The sequence below is a fragment of the Pseudoxanthomonas beigongshangi genome (assembly GCF_016820515.1).
GTDB classification, from domain to species: Bacteria; Pseudomonadota; Gammaproteobacteria; order Xanthomonadales; family Xanthomonadaceae; genus Pseudoxanthomonas_A; species Pseudoxanthomonas_A beigongshangi.
Window position 1 is genome coordinate 93,327 of sequence record NZ_JADHDV010000006.1, and the last position, 18,509, is coordinate 111,835.

Sequence of the window (18,509 nt, forward strand, 5' to 3'; positions counted from 1 at the left end):
GGGGGCCTTAGGGGCGGATTCTCTGGATGCTGTAGATGCGATCGATGAAGGTCTTGTCACCACCGGCCAGCAGTGGCTCCAGCGGAGTCACCGACACGGCGTTGAGCGAGGCGCGGACCAGCTGGCCGCGGCCATCCTTGTAGGTGATGCCGGTGGTGTCGTGGATCAGGTAGGTCTGGCCGTTCTCCTTGCCGATCACCATCATCACGTGGCCGGGGATGTAGATCAGATCGCCCACCTGCAGATCGCGGATGACCTTCATGCGTGCTTCGCGATCATCCTTGTCGGTGAAGGCGATGCGGTTGAGCGCCGGGCTCACGCCCTGGTCACTGGTGTTGCGCGGCAGTTCCACCCCGAAGCTGCGGTAGACCTCGGACACGAAGCCACTGCAGTCGCGGGTGTTGTAGGAGTGGCCCCAGCCGTAGCGTTCGCCGAGGAACTTGAAACCCTGCCGCAACAGTCGCGCCGGGGTAAGTGGAAGGTACTCGGTGCCGACGTCGGCGTTCTTCGGCAGCAGCGCCGGGACCAGCTCCAGTCTGCCGTCCGTGCCGCGCACCGGCAGCTGGATGACCCAGGACGTGTACGGATGCTGGCCATTCACCGGCTTGTCGGCCGGCCAGTCGCTCAACAGCGGCACGCGCACGCCCATGTCCAGTTGCAGTTCGGACACGCCGGGTTGTTCCGGCGTATGCACCGTATGCACTGTCGGACCGGTGACGATCAGCGTCGGCGTGCGATGGGCGTAGCCGAACACCTGTTCGCGCGCGCCTTCGGCCAGGTAGGCGTTTTCAATCCAGGCCGCATACAGCGGGCTGATCACGAACGACCACTGGCGATCGCGGCTTTCGTGCAGGACCACTACCGGCGTGCCCGGGAACAGCGCGCTTTCCTGGAAGCGATCGATGTCCGTGTCGCCCGGCTCGCGGAAGACCCGCAGCCGGGTCGGGAAGGTACGCAGGTCGGCGCGCCTGACCACCAGCGCGTAGCGCACGTCGCTCCGCGCCGGCACCGAGTCGAGCGCGGCATTGGCGACGATGGCGTCAAGCGCGGCCTTGTCGACCGGCTGTCCCTTCGCGTCATACAGCGTTCGGGTGGGCGGGCTGGACAGCTTGCCCACCCATTCGCGCAATTCCTCGGCGCTGAAATGCGCCGGCAATCCCTCGATGTCGTGGACCGAGCGGTCCAGCTCGTGCAGGCGCTCGTTCTGGGCGGCGATCGCCCGCGGCTCCAGGACGACGCGATCCGGCTGCGCGAGCTTGTCGATCCAGTACTGCGGATCCAGGTGCCGGTCCTCCACTCCAATGACGGCGTGCGCGGGAACCGGCAGCGCGGGTGCCGGTTCGTGGGCCAGCAATCCGCCCGCCGGCAGGACCAACAGGGCGGAAAGGAGCAGGCCAGGCATGCGACGGCCCCGCATTCCGGAGGCCGGGTGCGCAACCCGCGAGGCGAATGTTGGCGCGGCATGTCGCCGGGCCGGACCACCGGTGTCTTGTTTCATTTGCCTCCCCTCGGAACGGATGCGACGGCCTGGTGTTGCACGGACGGCAAACGACCGGGTCGATTCCGAGGAATATTTACTTCTTTTTCTGAAAGATTCAAGAATAAATTATTGACCGGGTTCTCCGGTCGTGTTACACAACGGTGACCAGTCGGCTGAGGGGCAAGTGATCGACGTGGACGCCAGCGGGGGCCAGCGAAACCGTTCCATTCGAAGGGAGCACCGGAGTGCCGGGCGTTCCGTGCGCGTGCGTGCGACTGCATGGCCGATATTACTCCTGATGGCCCTCGTCGCGTCCAGCGTTGCCGGCGAATTGCCGCCGCCGGCGCCACCGGCCATCGTCGCCCAGGTGGATGCGGGCCGTTTCGCCGAGGCCGAACAGGCCATCGCGCGTGCGCTCGCCCAGCCCGGCCTGGACGATGAACAGCGTGACGCGCTGCAATACGAACGCGAGCGCATGCGCCGGATCCGGCTGGATTTCCAGCTCACCGAAGCGGATGTGCTGGCACAGCTGCGCAAGCAGATTCCGGATCTGAAGCCGGAGGAATTCGCCAACTGGGATCAGGCCAACCGGATCGAGCGGCTCACCATCGACGGCGAGAAGCGCTACTTCAGCCGCTCGGTGTCGAACCTGTTCCGCCTGTATCCGGATGTCGCCGCGCGTCGCGCGCCGCCGATCAAGCCGTTCTCCGAGGGCCCCTTCGAACGCCTGCACCCGCATCATCGCGAGGCGCTGGAACAGGCACGCGCCACCGGTGCCAACAGCATCGCGCCGCGCCGCTTGCGGGTCACCCAATCACTGGTGGTGAAACCGGATGCCGTTCCGGCCGGCGAAACGGTGCGCGCCTGGATTCCTTATCCGCAGGCGATTGCGGGACAGCAGGAACACATCCGTTTCATCGGCAGCACGCCGGAGAAATCGCGGATCGCGCCCGAAGGCACGCCGCAACGTACCGTCTATATGGAGCAGACCGCACGGGCCGGGCAGCCGACGCGGTTCGCCATCAGCTATGAACTGACCATCCACGCGCGCCACTTCGATCTCGATCCGGAAAAGGTCGTAGCGACCGCCGCGACACCGGAACTCGCGCCCTACCTGGGCGAACGCGGACCGCACATCGCATTCACGGACGACATCAAGCGCTTCTCGGCGCAGGTGGTGGGCGACGAGAAGAACCCCTACCGCATCGCCAGGAAGCTGTTCGACGCGGTGGACCGGATCCCCTGGGGCGGCGCGCGCGAATACTCGACCATTTCCAACATCAGCGACTATGCCCTGCATTCGGATCACGCCGACTGCGGCCAGCAGACCCTGCTGCTGATGACGCTGCTGCGCTACAACGGCATCCCCGCGCGCTGGCAGTCGGGCTGGACCTACTCGGACGAGGAGGTCGGCTACGACAACATGCATGACTGGGGCTGGATGTACCTGGCGCCCTATGGCTGGGTACCGATGGATGTCACCACCGGCGCGCTGCAGAGCGACGACGCGGGCCTGCGCGACTTCTACTTCGGCGGCCTGGACGCTTACCGCATCAGCTTCAACAACGACTTCTCGCAGCCGCTGGTGCCGGCCAAGCGGCATTTTCGCTCGGAAACGGTGGATTCGCAGCGAGGCGAGGCCGAGTGGCGCGGAGGCAACCTCTATTTCGATCAATGGGACTACCAGTTCGAATGGACCATGCTGCCCATCGCGGGCAGTGACCAGTAAACCGGGCGGGATCACTTCAACACCTAGCAGGAGAGAGCGGGGATGAATGGCAAGACCTTGAAGAAAGCAGCGCTGTGTATCGCGCTGGGCACGTGCATCGCGTCGATGGCGCCGATGGTGATGGCGCAGAGTGTCACCGGTGCCGTGGCGGGCCGCGCCAATGCGGGCGACACGATTACGTTGACCAATCCGGCTACCGGCCTGAGCCGCACGGTCACCGTCAGTGCCGACGGCAGCTACCGCCTCAGCCAGTTGCCAATCGGCGACTACCAATTGCAGATTAAGCGTTCCGGCAAGAACGTGGGCACGCCCATCGCGGTCGAGGTGTCGCTTGGTGGCACGACCACCGTCAATGTGGGCAATGAAGGTGGGCTGGTGAATTTGGACGCGCTGCAGGTTGTGGGTTCGCGCGTCGTCAATCGCGTGGACGTACGCTCGGTGGAATCGGCAACCAACATCCGCCGCGACGAGATTGCCCGCTTGCCGGTGGACCAGAGTCTGGCCTCGGTCGCGTTGCTGGCACCGGGAGTGGTGTCCTCAGGCGCCACTTTCGGCGGCCTGACCTTCGGTGGTTCGTCGGTGGCGGAAAACGCCGTCTACATCAACGGCCTCAATGTCACCGACCCGTATCGCCGCCAGGGCTTTTCCTCGGTCCCGTTCAATTTCTACGAGGAGTTCCAGATCAAGACCGGCGGCTATTCCGCCGAGTTCGGCCGCAGCACCGGCGGCGTGATCAATGCAGTCACGCGTTCCGGTAGCAACGAATTCCAGGCCGGCGCCGTAGTGACGCTGGAACCGGCAGGCTGGGCCGCTTCCAAGGAGAACCACTTCCATCGCGATGGCACCGACGATGAGCGTAGCCTCACCAGCCGGGACAGCAATCCGCTGTACAAGACCAACGTCTGGGCATCAGGTCCCATCTTGAAGGATCGCCTGTTCTTCTTTGCGATGTATGAAATGCGTGACAGCAGGCCGAAGGACATCGATCGGAATGAAGCCGCATACACCGATAGCGACAATGATTTCTGGGGCGCCAAGCTGGACTGGCAGATCTCGGACAATCATCTGCTGGAGCTGCTAGCTTTCTCCGACAAGGCTGATTCGACCACCACGTACTACACGTACGACTGGGATACCGGGCAGCGGGGCGCGTGGGATGGCGACGGCACCAGCGGGTCGGGCGGCGACAACTGGTCGGTGACGTATACCGGTCACTTCGGCAGCAACTTCACCGCCAAGGCGATGTACGGCGAAAACAAACGGCGCGCGGTCAACAGCTCGTCGGTGCAGGATCTCTGCAGCATCGTCACGCTCGCCAACAGCTATACCAATGCTTTCGGTGACCTGGATGACCACGAAGGTTGCTATCCGGAATCCAGCGGCATCACCAATCGCTGGGACAAGCGCGAAGCGGCGCGACTGGATTTCGAATGGACGCTGGGCGATCACCTGCTGCGATTCGGTGCCGACCGCGAAATCATGGATTCCGTTAGCTCCACGATCTACCCGGGCGATGGCGTGAGCTATCAGGCGCAGGCCCTCGGCCCCAACGCCATCCTGCCCAACGACGCGATCGTTCCGGACGGCGTGCTCATGACCATCGATGCGCGCCGTTACATCACGGGCGCTCCGGTCAGCACGGAAGCCAAGGCCATCTACATCGAGGACAACTGGAGCATAACCCCCAACCTGCTGCTCAACCTGGGCCTGCGCTTCGACGCCTTCCACAACAAGCTGGCCTCGGGTGCGACCTTCGCCAAGGCCGATTTCTCCGACATGATCTCCCCGCGCTTCGGGTTCAGCTGGGATATGAAGGGGGATGGCACCACCAAGGTATTCGGCAACGCGGGCCGCTACTACATCCCGCTGACCAACAAGCTGACCGATTACTTCGGCGGCGGAACGACCGACGAGCATACGTACTACGTCCTCAATGGGTGGACGGAACGTGCCCATCCCATAACGGGCGAGATGTATCTGTACCCTGACCTGGGCCCGCAGATCGGTCCAGTCAACACCGATGGCAATGCGCCGGCGCCCGATGACGTGCGCACGGCGGTTGCTGACAACATCAAGCAGGTCTTCCAGGACGAGTTCATTCTGGGTTTCCAGCAGGCAATCAACGAGGCCTGGTCGTACGGTGTGAACGCGACCTACCGCAAGGTCACCCGCGCCGTGGAAGACGCGCGCATCAACCACGTCGAAGGCTGCCCGTGGTACTCCGGCGACTGGCCGATCATCAATCCCGGTGAAACCACCCGCCTGTGGTGCCCGGATACCAACGATTGGGTAACCTTCGATTCCTCGAAAGATGGCTATAGGGCCAACGGAAGCGGTGCGATCATGGGTTACAAGAAACCCAAGCGTACGTACAAGGCGGTCGAATTCCAGGTGGATCGTGCGTGGGACGACAAGTGGGCGTTCAACGCCAGCTACCTGTGGTCCAAATCCGAAGGCAACATCGAAGGCCCGGTTAATTCGGATACCGGCTATGCGGACACCAACCTGGTGCAGTACTACGATCATCCGGCCGTCAACGAGCGGTACGGTGTGCTGTTCAACGACTACCGCCACCAGTTCAAGTTCCGCGGCAGCTACAAGCTCAATGAAATGTGGAGCTTTGGTTCGACGCTGTCGGTGCGCTCGGGTGGTCCCATCACCGCGTTCGGTGTGGTGTGGCCGAACGATAATCGCTCGGCGGGCGGTCCCGGCGAGTTCAGCGGCGGCGGTTCGGGCTGGCTGTGCACGGATACGGCCACGAACGACTGTACCAATTGGCAGACCCGGCAGTTGCAGTACAGCCCTCGCGGTGCGTTTGGCCGCATGCCGTGGATTTGGGATCTGGGCGCCAGCGTGGTCTGGACACTGCCGGTGGAAGGTGTCGATCTAAAGGCGCGCCTCTCGGTGTACAACCTGCTCAACAACCAGAAAGAGATCAACGTGCATTCCCGTTACGAGAGCACGCCGGGTGTGCGGATGCCGTACTTTGGCGAAGGCACGGTCTGGCAGGCGCCGCGCTACACCCAGCTTGTCGTGACCTATAACTTCTGAGTCACCCGCGGGCACTCCGGATTCGTTCCGGAGTGCCCAGAGCGGTACGGAACCCGCGGATGCCCAAGACCCGATATCGTTGGATACCTCTCCTTCCCTGCCTCCTGCTGGCGGGGATTTCTTTTTCCGCCATCGCCATCGAGCGTAGCAGGGCCGATGCCGCGTTCGACGAGACCTTCAAGCGTTATCGATTGCCCGGCATCGCCGTCGGCATCATCGAAGACGGCGAGGTCGTCTACCAGCGCACCGAAGGCGAACTGGCCGTGGGTACTGGCCAGCACATCAACCCCGACACCCTCTTCAAGATCGCGTCCAACACCAAGGCCATGACCGCCACCGTGCTGGCCCGGTTGGTCGATCAGGGAAAGCTGGAATGGAACGATCCGGTCACCAAGTACCTGCCGCAGTTCCGCATGAACGATCCGTGGGTGACGCGGAACATGCAGGTGCGGGATCTGCTGATCCACAACAGCGGCCTGGGTCTTGGGGCCGGGGATTTGATGCTGTGGCCGGAGCCCAATGACTTCACCCGCCAGGACATCATCGCCGGGCTGCAACATCTCAAGCCGACCCACGGCTTCCGTTCGCACTATGCCTACGACAACCTGCTGTACGTGGTCGCTGGCGAAGTGGCGGCGGCTGCGGGCGGTGCGCCTTATGACGTTCTGGTGCGGAAGGAGCTTTTCGAACCACTGGGAATGACCCGCTGCCAGGTCGGCGAGTGGAACCGCGAAAAGGTTGGCAACGTCGCCCAGCCGCATATGCGCACCGCGGCGGGCAATGTGCCGATTCGCGAAGACGGCGCCATCGTTCCCGACATCACCTCGATGGCCGCCGGCGGCATCCGCTGCAGCCTCAACGACATGCTGACCTGGATGCGCACGTGGCTGTCGCCGGAACGGCAGCCGGCCTGGCTCGGCGCCGAACAGCGCCGCGCGGTGTGGACGGCGCACATGCCGATGCCGGTTTCCGCGCGGATGCGCGAGTGGGACAACAGCCACTTCTCCGCCTACGGCTATGGCTGGCGCCTGTCCGATGTCGACGGCGTCTGGAAGGTCGCGCACACCGGCACGCTGGCCGGCATGTATTCCTCGGTCATCCTGCTGCCGGACAGGAAAGTCGGCATCGTCATCCTGATCAATGGCGAAGGCGAGGACGCCCGCTCCGTGTTGGGCGAAGTATTGACCAAGCACTACACCGCACCCGCGCAGAAGGTGTCGGTGGCCCACTACGCCGAGGCCATCGCGCGCGAGGACGCGGCGATACCGGCGCAGAAACGCAAACCGGACACCTCCGCGCGTCGATTCGCGACCGGAACGGAACTGGCGGGACAGACGGGGCGATACCGTGATCCGTGGTTCGGCGAAGTAGCCCTGTGCATGAAGGACGACGGCGTGAGATTCCAGTCGGCGCGTTCGCCGATGCTGGCGGGCCGGGTGATGAAGGTCGGTGACCGTTGGCTGGTGGACTGGGACGATGACAGCGTCGACGCCGAGCCCTGGCTGGCGTTTCATCCGGCCACGGCGGGGACGCCGCCACGCATGACCCTGTCCCACGTCGATCCCGACGCCGATTTCAGCTATGACTATGCGGACCTGGATTTCCAGCGGACCGGCGGATGCGATTGACATGATGCGTCTCGGCAAGTCGTTGTGTGTGGGCCTGTTGGTGATCTCGGGCCTGGCTTCCGCCCGGGCCGGCGAGGTGACGGTGTCGACGGCGACGCGCTTCGACCAGGTCGATCTGGTCGACGTGGGCGAGCGGATCCCGCTAGCGACCCTGGAAATCCGCTATGCAGGTGACGACAACTTCGTTGGCAGGACCGTGGACGGTTACCAGGCGCCGAAGTGCTATCTGCTGCGGCCGGCGGCCGAAGCGCTGCAACAGGTGGCGACGGATCTGGCCGCCGACGGCTATCGCCTGCGCCTGTTCGATTGCTACAGGCCGGTGCGCGCGGTGAAAGATTTCGTGCGCTGGGCGCGGGATCCGGCGGATCAGCGCACCAAGGCGCGCTTCTATCCGAACCTGGACAAGTCGAAGCTGCTGGATGGCTACATCGCCGAGAGTTCCGGCCACAGCCGCGGCGCCACGGTGGATCTGGGCCTGGAAAGATGCGAGCGCGCGCGCTGCGAGTTGCTGGACATGGGGACCGGATTCGATCGCTTCGATACCCTGGCCAACACCGACGACCCGCGCATCGATGGTGAGCAGAAAGCCAATCGCCAGCGCCTGCGTGCGGCAATGGAGCGGCGCGGTTTCCGCAATTACCCGCTGGAATGGTGGCACTACACCTTCCAGCCGGAACCCACGCCCACCACCGCCTACGACATACCGGTGCAATGAGTTCCGATTCCTGGCGGCCCCCGCCGCGCGTCATCGACGTCGCGGTGATCGGGTGCGGCATCGTTGGCCTGTCGGTGGCATTCCAGTTGCAGCGCCGCGGCCTGTCCTGCCTGCTCATCGATCCGCGCGGACCGGCGGGCGATGCCTCCCACGGCAACGCCGGTGCGGTATCGGTCGGCAACCTGATGCCGCAATCGATGCCCGGCATGCTTGGGCCGGCGCTGCGCGGGCTGGGCGATCCGCTGGCGCCCTTCAAGCTCGACGCGGGTGCGTGGCCACACTACGCCGGCTGGCTATGGCGGTTCCTGCGGGCGGGCCGCGCGCAACAACTGCCGGCGATCATCGACGCGACCCAGGCACTCAACCAGGGCGCGCGTGGCGCGTGGCTGGATCTGGCCGAAGCCATCGGTGCGACGGATCTGGTCGGCCATACGGGTTACCTGCATGTCTACAGCGAGGATGCGACGTTCGAGCGCGCCGCCGGCGGGCGTGCCCACATGCAGCGGCACGGTGTCGCGTTCGATGTGCTGGACGCCGCGCAACTGCGTGCGCTCGAACCGGACCTGGCCGATTTCGTGCGCCATGGTGTCCTGCAACGCGATTCGCTGTTCGTGCGCGAGCCAGGCGAGTTCTGTCGCCGATTGTTCAACTGGCTGAGCGCCCGCGGTGCCGACATCCTGATCGCCAGCGCACGGGCCATCGAGCGGGAAGGCGCGGGCTACCGCGTGCGTACCTCGGGCGGTGACCTCCATGCCGATCAGGTCGTGGTCGCTGCCGGCGCGTGGAGCGGGACGCTGCTGCAGACGTTCGGCTTGCGCCTGCCATTGGCGGCCGCGCGCGGTTACCACGCCACCTATCCGCGACAGGATGGGGGCGTGCGCCGCCCCACGCTGTGGGCGGAACGCTACATGGTGGTGTCGCCGATGCGCTCTGGCGTGCGGGTCACCGGATTCAAGGAGATGACCGCGCCGGGGCGTCCGTCTCGCCCGGCCCTGATCCACGGCCTGGCGCCGCAGGCGCGTCGGTTGTTTCCGGCATTGGCCGGGGAACCCGCCTCGGATTGGTCCGGACTGCGGCCCTGCACGCCGGATTCGCTGCCCATCCTGGACCGCGTGGATGACGAGCGCATCTTCATCGCCACCGGACACGGCCACCTGGGATTGACCCAGGGACCGATCAGCGGCCAATTGATGGCGCGGATGATGACGGGCGAGGTGAATGCGATTGCGCTGGCGCCCTACCGCCTGGCGCGTTTCGGATCGTACGCGCGCCACTGAATCACCGAATCAGGCACCGCCCGGAAATCCCTGCTGGCGCCAGGCTTCGAACACCATTACCGCGACCGTGTTGGACAGATTCAGGCTGCGGTTGTCCGGACGCATCGGCAGGCGCAGGCGGTGTTCGGCCGGTAGCGCGTCCAACACGTCCTGCGGCAGTCCGCGGGTCTCCGGACCGAACAGGAACGCGTCGCCCGGCTGATAGCGGGGCTGGTCGAACCGGACCGTGCCGCGGGTGCTCAATGCGAACAGTCGCGCCGGCGCGAGCGCGGCCAATGCGGCGTCGAGCGAATCGTGGACCTGCAGGTTGGCGTATTCGTGGTAATCCAGGCCGGCGCGGCGCAACTGCCGATCGTCCAGATCGAAACCCAGCGGCCGGATCAGGTGCAGTCGCGCACCGGTGTTGGCGCACAGGCGGATGACATTGCCGGTGTTGGGAGGAATTTCCGGCTGGTAGAGCAGGACATCGAGGGAAAGCGCGGTCATGCGCGGATTCTACGGGCCGGACCGGAAGGTTCCCATGGATGCGGCGAGCGGAAGGGAGCCTGCCGCGATCCGGTGGGTGCCTGTCATGCTTTGGAGGGAAGCCGCGTCGCGGGATGCGGCTTCCTTGTCCTGGCGACCGGGGGATCGCGGAAATCTTCGTGGCCGGATTCAACGGGAATCGACGGCTTCGGTGGTGCGGCCTGCGCGCGCGTCGCGGGACGGTGCGCGGCGGAAGTACGGGTACTGCAGCGGCTGGAACGCGCTTTACCGGAGGATGGAGCGATGAAGCAGGTGGAAGCTTGAAGCGGTTGCGTGAATCAATCCGGTAATCAGCGCGCGGCCAGCTGCTGGGCCAGTACACCCGCCTGCACGGCGAACTGCTGCAGATCTTCCGCCGACGGGCGCACGGTGATGGTCGGCATGTCGACGATGCTGGCGGTCTGGGTGGCCAGGTAGTACGCCAGGTCGCGCGCATCAGGCGTCACGGTCACGGCCGGCAGGTTCACCACCTTCGCATCCTTGTAGGTCAGGTAGTGCGCCAGGTCGGCGGCTTCGGGCTTGACGGTCACGGCCGGCAGGTCGACCACGTGGGTGCCGGCCGGAGTGGCGGACTGCGCCTGGAGGTTGTTGTCGGCGTAGCTGTTGGCCGACAGGACCATGGAACCGGCACACAGCGCGAACACGGCGGCGGCGGTCAGCGGGAGCAGGGTCTTGGTGTTCATTGTTTTGCCTCTGTAGTGATGTTGTGGGGTGGTGTGGTAGTAAGGTAGTACACCTAATCAGACCGATCAAGCGGAACTTGTATTTGGAGTTCCTTTGTTCAGCGTTTAGTCAGGATTGCTTGGGTTGCTGCTGTTCGCAGTTGAAGTAAAGCAGGACTCGTGCCAACTGCAAATTATTGATTCAAAAGGAAATCCTTTTCTTTCTTCGTGTCCGTGTCCGGCCAGTGTCCGGGTGGCGCCGTCCGTTTTCTGGTTATCAGGACGTGCCTGGCGGCGGGATGTGACCTCCAACACGCCCTTCCCACCGTCATCCGGTCATTTCCGGGACTTGCTGGTTTGGATGCCGTTTAGGCGGAAACGGTTGCGCTGGGGCGGGTTCCGTTGGCACAGGTTCACCCGGGCACATTCATCAGGGCACGTTCACCACGGCAGCGGCTGGCCCTGCCAGTCGAAGAAGCCGCCGGATTGCCCGGGCGACAGTTGATGGATCACGTGCAGCAGGCCGGCGACCGATTCCTGCGCGGAAAGCGCGGCCTGCGCACCGCCCATGTCGGTGCGGACCCAGCCCGGGTGCAGCGCGACCACCGTGATGCCCCGCGCCGCCAGCGCCTGGGCCAGCAGCGAGGTCGCCATGTTCTGCGCGGCCTTGCCCATCGCGTAGCTGGGCGTGCGGAATTCCTGCCGCAGCGCGATGGAACCGACTTCCGAGGAAATGTTGGCCACGGTCGCGCCGTCGGCCAATTGCGGGGCCAACGTCTGGGTCAGCAGGAACGGGCCGGCGGCATTGGTGCGGAAGCTGGTTTCCAGATCCGAAGCATGGACCTGGCCGAAGCGCTCGCCGCCACGCAGGACGCCGGCATTGTTGATCAGCAGATCCAGCGGCTGCTCGTCGGTCACCAGGGCGATTTCGTTGGCGAGTGCGGCATGCGTGCGCGGCTCGGCCAGATCCAGCGGCAGTACCTGCAGGCGGCCGGGGTGCTCCCCGGCCAGCAGGTTGAGCGCATTCGCCTTGCCGGGATGGCGGCAGGCGGCGATGACATGGTCGCCGCGGGCCAGCAACTGGCGAACGAACTCCAGCCCCAGCCCGCGATTGGCGCCGGTGACCAGGCAGTGGCGACGATCCATGAGACACCTCGCTTTGAGGGGCACGTGCCATGAGGCCTAGTGTATGGCCCCCGCGACCGGGTTAGCATCCGGGGTTCTTGGGGAATCCCGTACCTGTATACAAGGAGTCACACGATGATCGCATCCCGTCGGCCGCGCGCCGCGCTGCTTGCCGTCGCCCTCGGCACCGCCCTTGGCGGCCTGGCCTACGCGCCGGTCCCCGCCCTGGCCCAGGCCAAACCGGCCGGCACCGACATCGTCATACCGTACGAGGAGTTCACCCTGCCCAACGGCCTGCGGGTGATCGTGCACACCGATCGCAAGGCGCCGATCGTCGCGGTCAACGTCTGGTACCACGTCGGCAGCAAGAACGAGCAGCCCGGCCGCACCGGCTTCGCCCACCTGTTCGAACACCTGATGTTCCAGGGCAGCGAGAACCACAAGGGCGAGTTCTTCGAGCCCTTCGAGCTGGTCGGCGCCACCGATCAGAACGGCACCACCAACCAGGACCGCACCAACTACTTCCAGAACGTGCCGACCACCGCGCTCGACATGGCGCTGTGGATGGAATCGGACCGCATGGGCCACCTGCTCGGCGCGATCGACCAGAAGGCGCTGGACGAGCAGCGTGGCGTGGTCCAGAACGAGAAGCGCCAGGGCGAGAACCAGCCCTACGGTCGCCGCATCTACACCAAGATCTTCGAGGCCCTGTATCCGCCGGGTCACCCCTACAGCTGGCAGACCATCGGCTCGATGGCGGATCTGGACGCCGCCACCCTGGACGACGTGAAAACCTGGTTCCGCAGCTGGTACGGCCCGAACAACGCGGTGCTGGTGCTGGCCGGCGACATCGACCTGAAGACCGCCAAGGAAAAGGTCACCCGCTACTTTGGCGACATCCCGGCCAGCGCGACGCTGGCCGACATGAAGTCCAACATTCCCAAGCGCGCGCAGGACACCCGCGAGACGGTGCCCGACCGCGTGCCGCAGGTACGCATCTATCGCGCCTGGCCGGTCGCCGAAATGGGCACGCCGGACGCGACCCAGCTGGAGCTGTTCTCGCAGATCCTCGGCGGCAGCGCTTCCTCGCGCCTGGATGCCCGGCTGGTGCATGGCGACAAGATCGCCGACCAGGTCAGCACCTCGCCGTGGATGAGCGAGATTGCCGGTACCTTCATCGTCAGCGCCACCGTCAAGGATGGCGTGGATCCGGCCAAGGTCGAGAAGGTGCTGGACGAGGAAATCCAGCGCCTGATCAGCGAAGGCCCGACCGCCGCCGAAGTCGAGCGGGCGCGCACCTACAGCCGCGCCGGTTTCGTGCGCGGCATCGAGCGCATCGGCGGATTCGGCGGCAAGTCCGACGTGCTGGCCTCCTGCACGGTCTACCAGGGCAAGCCGGATTGCTACCGCGACGAACTCGATGAATTGATGAAGGCCACCCCGGCCAGCATCCAGGCCGCCGCGCGCAAATGGCTGGGCGCGGGTTCGCACACGCTGGTGGTGCAGCCCAGCGACAAGCCGCTGTCCTCGCTGCCGGAAACCGTGCTGGCCGCACCGGCGACCCGGCCGGCGGAAATCCCGGCGGTGGATCCGAAGTTCAAGACGGTCAAGACCGACGTCGATCGCAGCCAGGGCGTGCCCAAGACCACTTCGTTCCCGGATCTGAAGTTCCCGGCCCTGCACCGCGCCAAGCTGTCCAACGGCATGGAAGTCGTGCTGGCCGAGCGCCATGAAACGCCGGTCGTGCAACTGTCGGTGCAGTTCCCCGGCGGCTACACCGCGGACGTGGGCAAGAAGCTCGGCACCGCCAGCTTCACCATGCAGATGCTGGACGAGGGCGCGGGCGACTACAGCGCGCTGCAGTTCGCCGCACGCAAGGAGGCGCTGGGCGCCGAGTTGACCACCGGCGCCGGCCTGGACAGCGCCTCGGTCGGCCTGTCGGCGCTGAGCGACAAGCTGCCCGAATCGCTGGATCTGCTGGCCGACGTGCTGCGTCGTCCGACCTTCGACGCGAGCGAACTCGAGCGGGTGCGCGCGACCTGGATCGCCGGCATCAAGCAGGAGAAGGCGCGTCCGCAGACCGCCGCGCTGCGGGTGATGCCGCCGTTGCTGTACGGCCAGGGCCATCCGTACGCGATTCCGTTCACCGGCAGCGGCACCGAGGCATCGATCGCGTCGCTGAGCCGCGATGATCTGGTCGCGTTCCAGCGCGACTGGCTGCAGCCGGACAAGGCCCGCGTGATCGTGGTGGGCGACACCACCCTGGCCCAGATCGTGCCGCTGCTGGAAGCCCGCCTGGGTGACTGGAAGACCGCGCCCAACGCGCCGGCGCTGCCGGCGGTGCCGACCGTGGCCAAGCCGGGCGCGCCGCGCGTGTTCCTGATCGACCAGCCCGGCGCGATCCAGTCCAACATCTATGTCGGCCAGTTGATTCCGCCGACCGGCGACAAGGGCACGATCGATTTCGACTTCGCCAACGGCGTGCTCGGCGGCCAGTTCAGCTCGCGCCTCAACATGAACCTGCGCGAGGACAAGCACTGGGCTTATGGTTCCTACAGCGGCGCCACCAACACCCTGGGCCAGCGTCCGTGGTTCGCGCAGGCGGCGGTGCAGAGCGACAAGACCGTGGATTCGGTGAAGGAACTGAAGGCCGAGATCACCCGTTTCGCCACCGGCGAGGCGCCCGCCTCCGACGCCGAAGTCACCAAGATCCGCGCCAGCAACACGCTGGAGCTGCCGGGTGCCTATGAAACCGCGGCCGCGGTGATGGGCCAGGTGACCAGCAACCTGCGCTACGGCCGTCCGGACGACTACATCCTGACCTACAAGGCGCGCAACGAGGCGATCACCTCCAAGGACGTGACCGCGGCGGCGAAGACCCTGGAACCCAACGCGCTGACCTACGTGGTGGTCGGCGATCTGGCCAAGATCCAGCAGCCGATCCGGGATCTGAAGATCGGCGAGGTCACCGTGCTCGATGCCGATGGCAAGCCGGTGACGGCCGCCGGGAAGTAAGCTCCTTAGCGCCCCTTCCTTCTGGGGAGGGGCGCGTGGTTGCAGGATGTTCCGCACGCTTCCGCCGCCCGTGCGGCGGAAGCCACCCATGATTCATCCCGGCTGGGCGAGAATGCCCGCCGTTCCCGCACAGAGGCGAATCCATGCGCACTTTCATTCTCCTCGCCGCCGTCACCACCCTGGCGGCCTGCACCTGGGTGCCGCTGGCGCCGAACGCCAAGGGCATCCGGGTCGTCGCGGCCGGCGCCGCCCCCGCCAACTGCCAGAAGCAGGGCGAGGTCTCGGTCTCGGTCAAGGACAAGGTGGCCTTCTACGAACGCAACAACCTGCGCGTGCGCGATGAGCTGGAAACCCTGGCGCGCAACGAGGCACCGGGCATCCAGGCCGACACCATCCAGCCGCTGGGCGACCCCGCCAATGGCGAACAGCGCTTCGCGGCGTATCGCTGCGGGCGCTGAAGTTCCTGAAAGGAACAACGGTTCGTCGTGCCGCCGGCGCTGTGCGGCGTCCGGATGAACCTACCGGTGGCCATTGCGATGCCCGCTCCGGCAAGGGCCGCCCCGGCACCTGCAGTGCTCGTCGGCGGGTCAGAATGGGGCTGCCGCCACCTGGGGCGGGGCCCGCCCAAACGGCAGCGTACGGAAAATGTGATAATCATCACGTAAATTGCCCGTTCGGCCTTCTGTCAGAACCTGCATAAAGATGCGGTGAAGTCCGGAAGCCGGTAACCTTGTCGCCCCCTTCGGCCTGAGCCTTGGCGCTACTTTCGATGCTCTTCAAGAACGTCTCCATCGCGGGACTGGCGCACGTTGATGCGCCGCACACGCTGACTTCCAAGGAAATCAACGAGCAGCTCAAGCCCACGCTTGAGCGCCTGGGCATCCGCACGGACGTGCTCGGCGACATCGCCGGCATCCACGCGCGCCGCCTGTGGGACGATGAGCAGCAGGCGTCCGACGTGGCGACGCTGGCGGCGAGGAAGGCGCTGGACGACGCCGGCGTGTCCGCCGATCGCATCGGCCTGCTGGTCAACACCTCGGTCAGCCGCGACTACCTGGAGCCGTCCACCGCCAGCATCGTGTCCGGCAATCTGGGCCTGAGCGAGAACTGCCAGAACTTCGACGTCGCCAACGCCTGCCTGGCCTTCATCAACGGCATGGACATCGCCGCCCGCATGCTCGAGCGCGGCGAGATCGACTACGCCCTGGTCGTGGACGGCGAGACCGCCAACCTGGCCTACAAGAAGACCCTCGAGCGGATGGTCGCGCCGGACATCACCGAGGAACAGTTCCGCAACGAGCTGGCTACCCTGACCCTGGGCTGCGGCGCCGCCGCGATGGTCATGGCGCGCGCCGAGCTGGTGCCGGAAGCGCCGCGCTACAAGGGCGGCGTGACCCGTTCGGCGACCGAGTGGAACAAGCTCTGCCGCGGCAACCTGGACCGCATGGTCACCGACACCCGCATGCTGCTGATCGAAGGCATCAAGCTGGCGCAGAAGACCTTCATCGCCGCCAAGCAGGCGCTGGGCTGGGCGGTGGACGAACTGGATCAGTTCGTCATCCACCAGGTCAGCCAGGTGCACACCGCCGCCTTCATCAAGGCGTTCGGCATCGATCCGAAGAAGGTGCTGACCATCTTCGGCGAGCACGGCAACATCGGCCCGGCCAGCGTGCCGATCGTGCTGAGCAAGCTGAAGGAACTGGGCCGGCTGAAGAAGGGCGATCGCATCGCCCTGCTGGGCATCGGTTCCGGGCTGAACTGCTCGATGGCCGAAGTGGTCTGGTAACACCGGCCCACTGACCTTTCCCGAGGGCCGGTTCGCCGGCCCTTTTGTTTACCGCGGCACCGTGCGATGAATCTTCCCGGCTACCCCTTCACTCCCCAGCGCTTCGAAGTCCGTCCCGGCCTGTCCATGAGCTACCTGGACGAAGGCCCGCGCGATGGCGAGGTGGTGGTGATGCTGCACGGCAATCCGTCGTGGAGCTATTACTGGCGGAATCTGGTGTCGGGGCTGAGCGATCGCTACCGCTGCATCGTGCCGGACCACATCGGCATGGGCCTGTCCGACAAGCCGTCCGACGAGCGCTACGACTACACCCTGCAATCGCGCGTGGACGATGTGGCGTCGCTGCTGGATCACCTGGGCATTACCGGTCCGGTGACGCTGGCCGTGCACGACTGGGGCGGCATGATCGGTTTCGGCTGGGCCCTCTCGCACGCGGATCAGGTCAAGCGGCTGGTGATCACCAACACCGCGGCCTTCCCGCTGCCCAAGGCCAAGCCGATGCCCTGGCAGATCGCGCTGGGCCGCGACTGGAAATTCGGCGCGTTCATCATCCGCGCGTTCAACGCCTTCTCCGGCGGCGCGTCCTACCTGGGCGTTGAGAAGAAGATGCCGGCCGAGGTGCGCCGCGCCTATGTCTCGCCCTACGACAGTTGGGCCAACCGCATTTCCACGGTCCGCTTCATGCAGGACATTCCGCTTGGTCCCGGCGACAAGGCCTGGGCGTTGCTGGAAGAAGCCGGCCGGCGCCTGCCGGAGTTCGCCGACCGGCCTGCGCTGCTGGGTTGGGGCCTGAAGGATTTCGTGTTCGACCAGCATTTCCTGGCCGGCTTTCGCGCGGCGCTGCCGCGGGCGGAGGCGCACGCCTGGGACGACGCCGGCCATTACGTGCTGGAAGACAAGGCGGCCGAGCTGGTGCCGCTGATCCGCGACTTCCTGGAACGGCACCCGCTGGCCGGCTGAGCGCCGGCTACGCGCCGCTGTCCGCCTCAGGCCGCCCGTATCGGCGGCAGCGGCGTCGAGGGATCGTTGTCGTGATCGTCCGGATTGCTGTCGTCGTCGTTGGCCGCGCCGTCGCGCCAGCGCCAGTCCGCCGCAGTCAGCGCCGGCAGGCCCCAGGCGATGCGGGCCTTGTCGCACTGCGGACTGGCTTCGCCGAATTCCCATGACGCCGGCACATCGCGGCAGACGGTCGGTCGCTGCGGATGGATGCTGCAGCGCGAACGCACGCCGATTTCCGCGTCCAGCGCCACGCAGCGCGGCTTCTGCTCCCAGGTGCCCCGCATGACCACGCGATGCGGGTCGAACGGCTCGGTCAGTTCGGACGGCACCGGGCCGCCGAGGGCCGGGTCGGTTTCGCTCCAGTGGAAACTGACGCGGAAATAGGCGCAGCAGGCGCCGCAGGTCAGGCAGGGATGCATGGGAAAGGCTCGGGCGGTGCGCGAGGAGGGGGCAGGGGGTGCGGAATTGTGAGGCCTCTCTCGGCTGACGCAAGTACCGTCCAGCGGCGACAATGGGC

At 65.7% G+C, this 18,509-nt stretch carries 14 protein-coding genes; 9 read left to right on the forward strand and 5 right to left on the reverse strand.

The features are described from left to right. Window positions 1-7: 7 nt before the first annotated feature. Window positions 8-1,402, reverse strand: a complete 1,395-nt coding sequence (locus tag IQ458_RS06365; protein WP_203322251.1) for a C40 family peptidase — start codon at window positions 1,400-1,402, stop codon at window positions 8-10. 376 nt (window positions 1,403-1,778) lie between these two features. Between IQ458_RS06365 and IQ458_RS06370 the strand changes: the two genes are divergently transcribed. Genes IQ458_RS06370 through IQ458_RS06390 form a run of 5 tightly spaced genes read left to right on the forward strand, consistent with a single transcriptional unit; the run spans window position 1,779 to window position 9,880 of the window. After that, the gene (locus IQ458_RS06370; RefSeq protein ID WP_203322252.1) at window positions 1,779-3,209 is read left to right on the forward strand and encodes a transglutaminase-like domain-containing protein; all 1,431 of its coding nucleotides are present in this window, start codon (window positions 1,779-1,781) and stop codon (window positions 3,207-3,209) included. A gap of 42 nt (window positions 3,210-3,251) precedes the next feature. Continuing rightward, window positions 3,252-6,260, forward strand: coding sequence for a TonB-dependent receptor (locus tag IQ458_RS06375; protein WP_203322253.1), 3,009 nt, complete (start codon window positions 3,252-3,254; stop codon window positions 6,258-6,260). Window positions 6,261-6,319: 59 nt separating this feature from the next. Further along, a complete protein-coding gene (locus IQ458_RS06380) occupies window positions 6,320-7,888 on the forward strand; it encodes a serine hydrolase (RefSeq protein ID WP_203322254.1) in 1,569 nt (522 codons plus the stop codon). Window positions 7,889-7,892: 4 nt separating this feature from the next. Next, entirely contained in the window at window positions 7,893-8,603 is a 711-nt protein-coding gene (locus tag IQ458_RS06385) for a M15 family metallopeptidase (protein WP_203322308.1), read from the forward strand. Next, window positions 8,600-9,880 carry an NAD(P)/FAD-dependent oxidoreductase gene (locus IQ458_RS06390; protein WP_203322255.1) on the forward strand — a complete coding sequence of 427 codons (1,281 nt, stop codon included), beginning with the start codon at window positions 8,600-8,602 and terminating at the stop codon, window positions 9,878-9,880. Before IQ458_RS06385 ends, IQ458_RS06390 begins: the two co-directional genes overlap by 4 nt. Before the next feature lie 9 nt (window positions 9,881-9,889). On the opposite strand, the gene trmL is transcribed toward IQ458_RS06390, so the two are convergent. The 3 genes from trmL to IQ458_RS06405 all read right to left on the reverse strand — a co-directional run bounded on the left by trmL (window position 9,890) and on the right by IQ458_RS06405 (window position 12,213). Next, entirely contained in the window at window positions 9,890-10,366 is a 477-nt protein-coding gene (gene trmL, locus IQ458_RS06395) for a tRNA (uridine(34)/cytosine(34)/5-carboxymethylaminomethyluridine(34)-2'-O)-methyltransferase TrmL (protein ID WP_192198144.1), read from the reverse strand. A gap of 329 nt (window positions 10,367-10,695) precedes the next feature. Continuing rightward, window positions 10,696-11,088: a hypothetical protein gene (locus IQ458_RS06400; protein WP_203322256.1), complete on the reverse strand. Its 393-nt coding sequence runs from the start codon at window positions 11,086-11,088 to the stop codon at window positions 10,696-10,698. Window positions 11,089-11,508: 420 nt separating this feature from the next. Next, on the reverse strand, window positions 11,509-12,213 hold the full coding sequence (locus IQ458_RS06405; RefSeq protein ID WP_192198143.1) for an SDR family oxidoreductase: 705 nt from the start codon (window positions 12,211-12,213) through the stop codon (window positions 11,509-11,511). Window positions 12,214-12,327: 114 nt separating this feature from the next. Between IQ458_RS06405 and IQ458_RS06410 the strand changes: the two genes are divergently transcribed. From IQ458_RS06410 to IQ458_RS06425, 4 genes are all read left to right on the forward strand, one after another. Continuing rightward, window positions 12,328-15,207 (forward strand): M16 family metallopeptidase, encoded by a 2,880-nt coding sequence (locus IQ458_RS06410; RefSeq protein ID WP_203322257.1) that lies wholly within the window; start codon window positions 12,328-12,330, stop codon window positions 15,205-15,207. A 143-nt stretch (window positions 15,208-15,350) separates the two neighbouring features. After that, entirely contained in the window at window positions 15,351-15,665 is a 315-nt protein-coding gene (locus IQ458_RS06415; protein ID WP_183640300.1) for a DUF4156 domain-containing protein, read from the forward strand. Window positions 15,666-15,976: 311 nt separating this feature from the next. Next, the gene (locus tag IQ458_RS06420) at window positions 15,977-16,993 is read left to right on the forward strand and encodes a 3-oxoacyl-ACP synthase III (RefSeq protein ID WP_183640303.1); all 1,017 of its coding nucleotides are present in this window, start codon (window positions 15,977-15,979) and stop codon (window positions 16,991-16,993) included. 66 nt (window positions 16,994-17,059) lie between these two features. Next, window positions 17,060-17,953, forward strand: coding sequence for an alpha/beta fold hydrolase (locus tag IQ458_RS06425; RefSeq protein ID WP_183640305.1), 894 nt, complete (start codon window positions 17,060-17,062; stop codon window positions 17,951-17,953). Between the two features lie 26 nt (window positions 17,954-17,979). On the opposite strand, the gene IQ458_RS06430 is transcribed toward IQ458_RS06425, so the two are convergent. Further along, on the reverse strand, window positions 17,980-18,411 hold the full coding sequence (locus tag IQ458_RS06430) for a YkgJ family cysteine cluster protein (RefSeq protein ID WP_183640309.1): 432 nt from the start codon (window positions 18,409-18,411) through the stop codon (window positions 17,980-17,982). Between the last annotated feature and the right edge of the window lie 98 nt (window positions 18,412-18,509).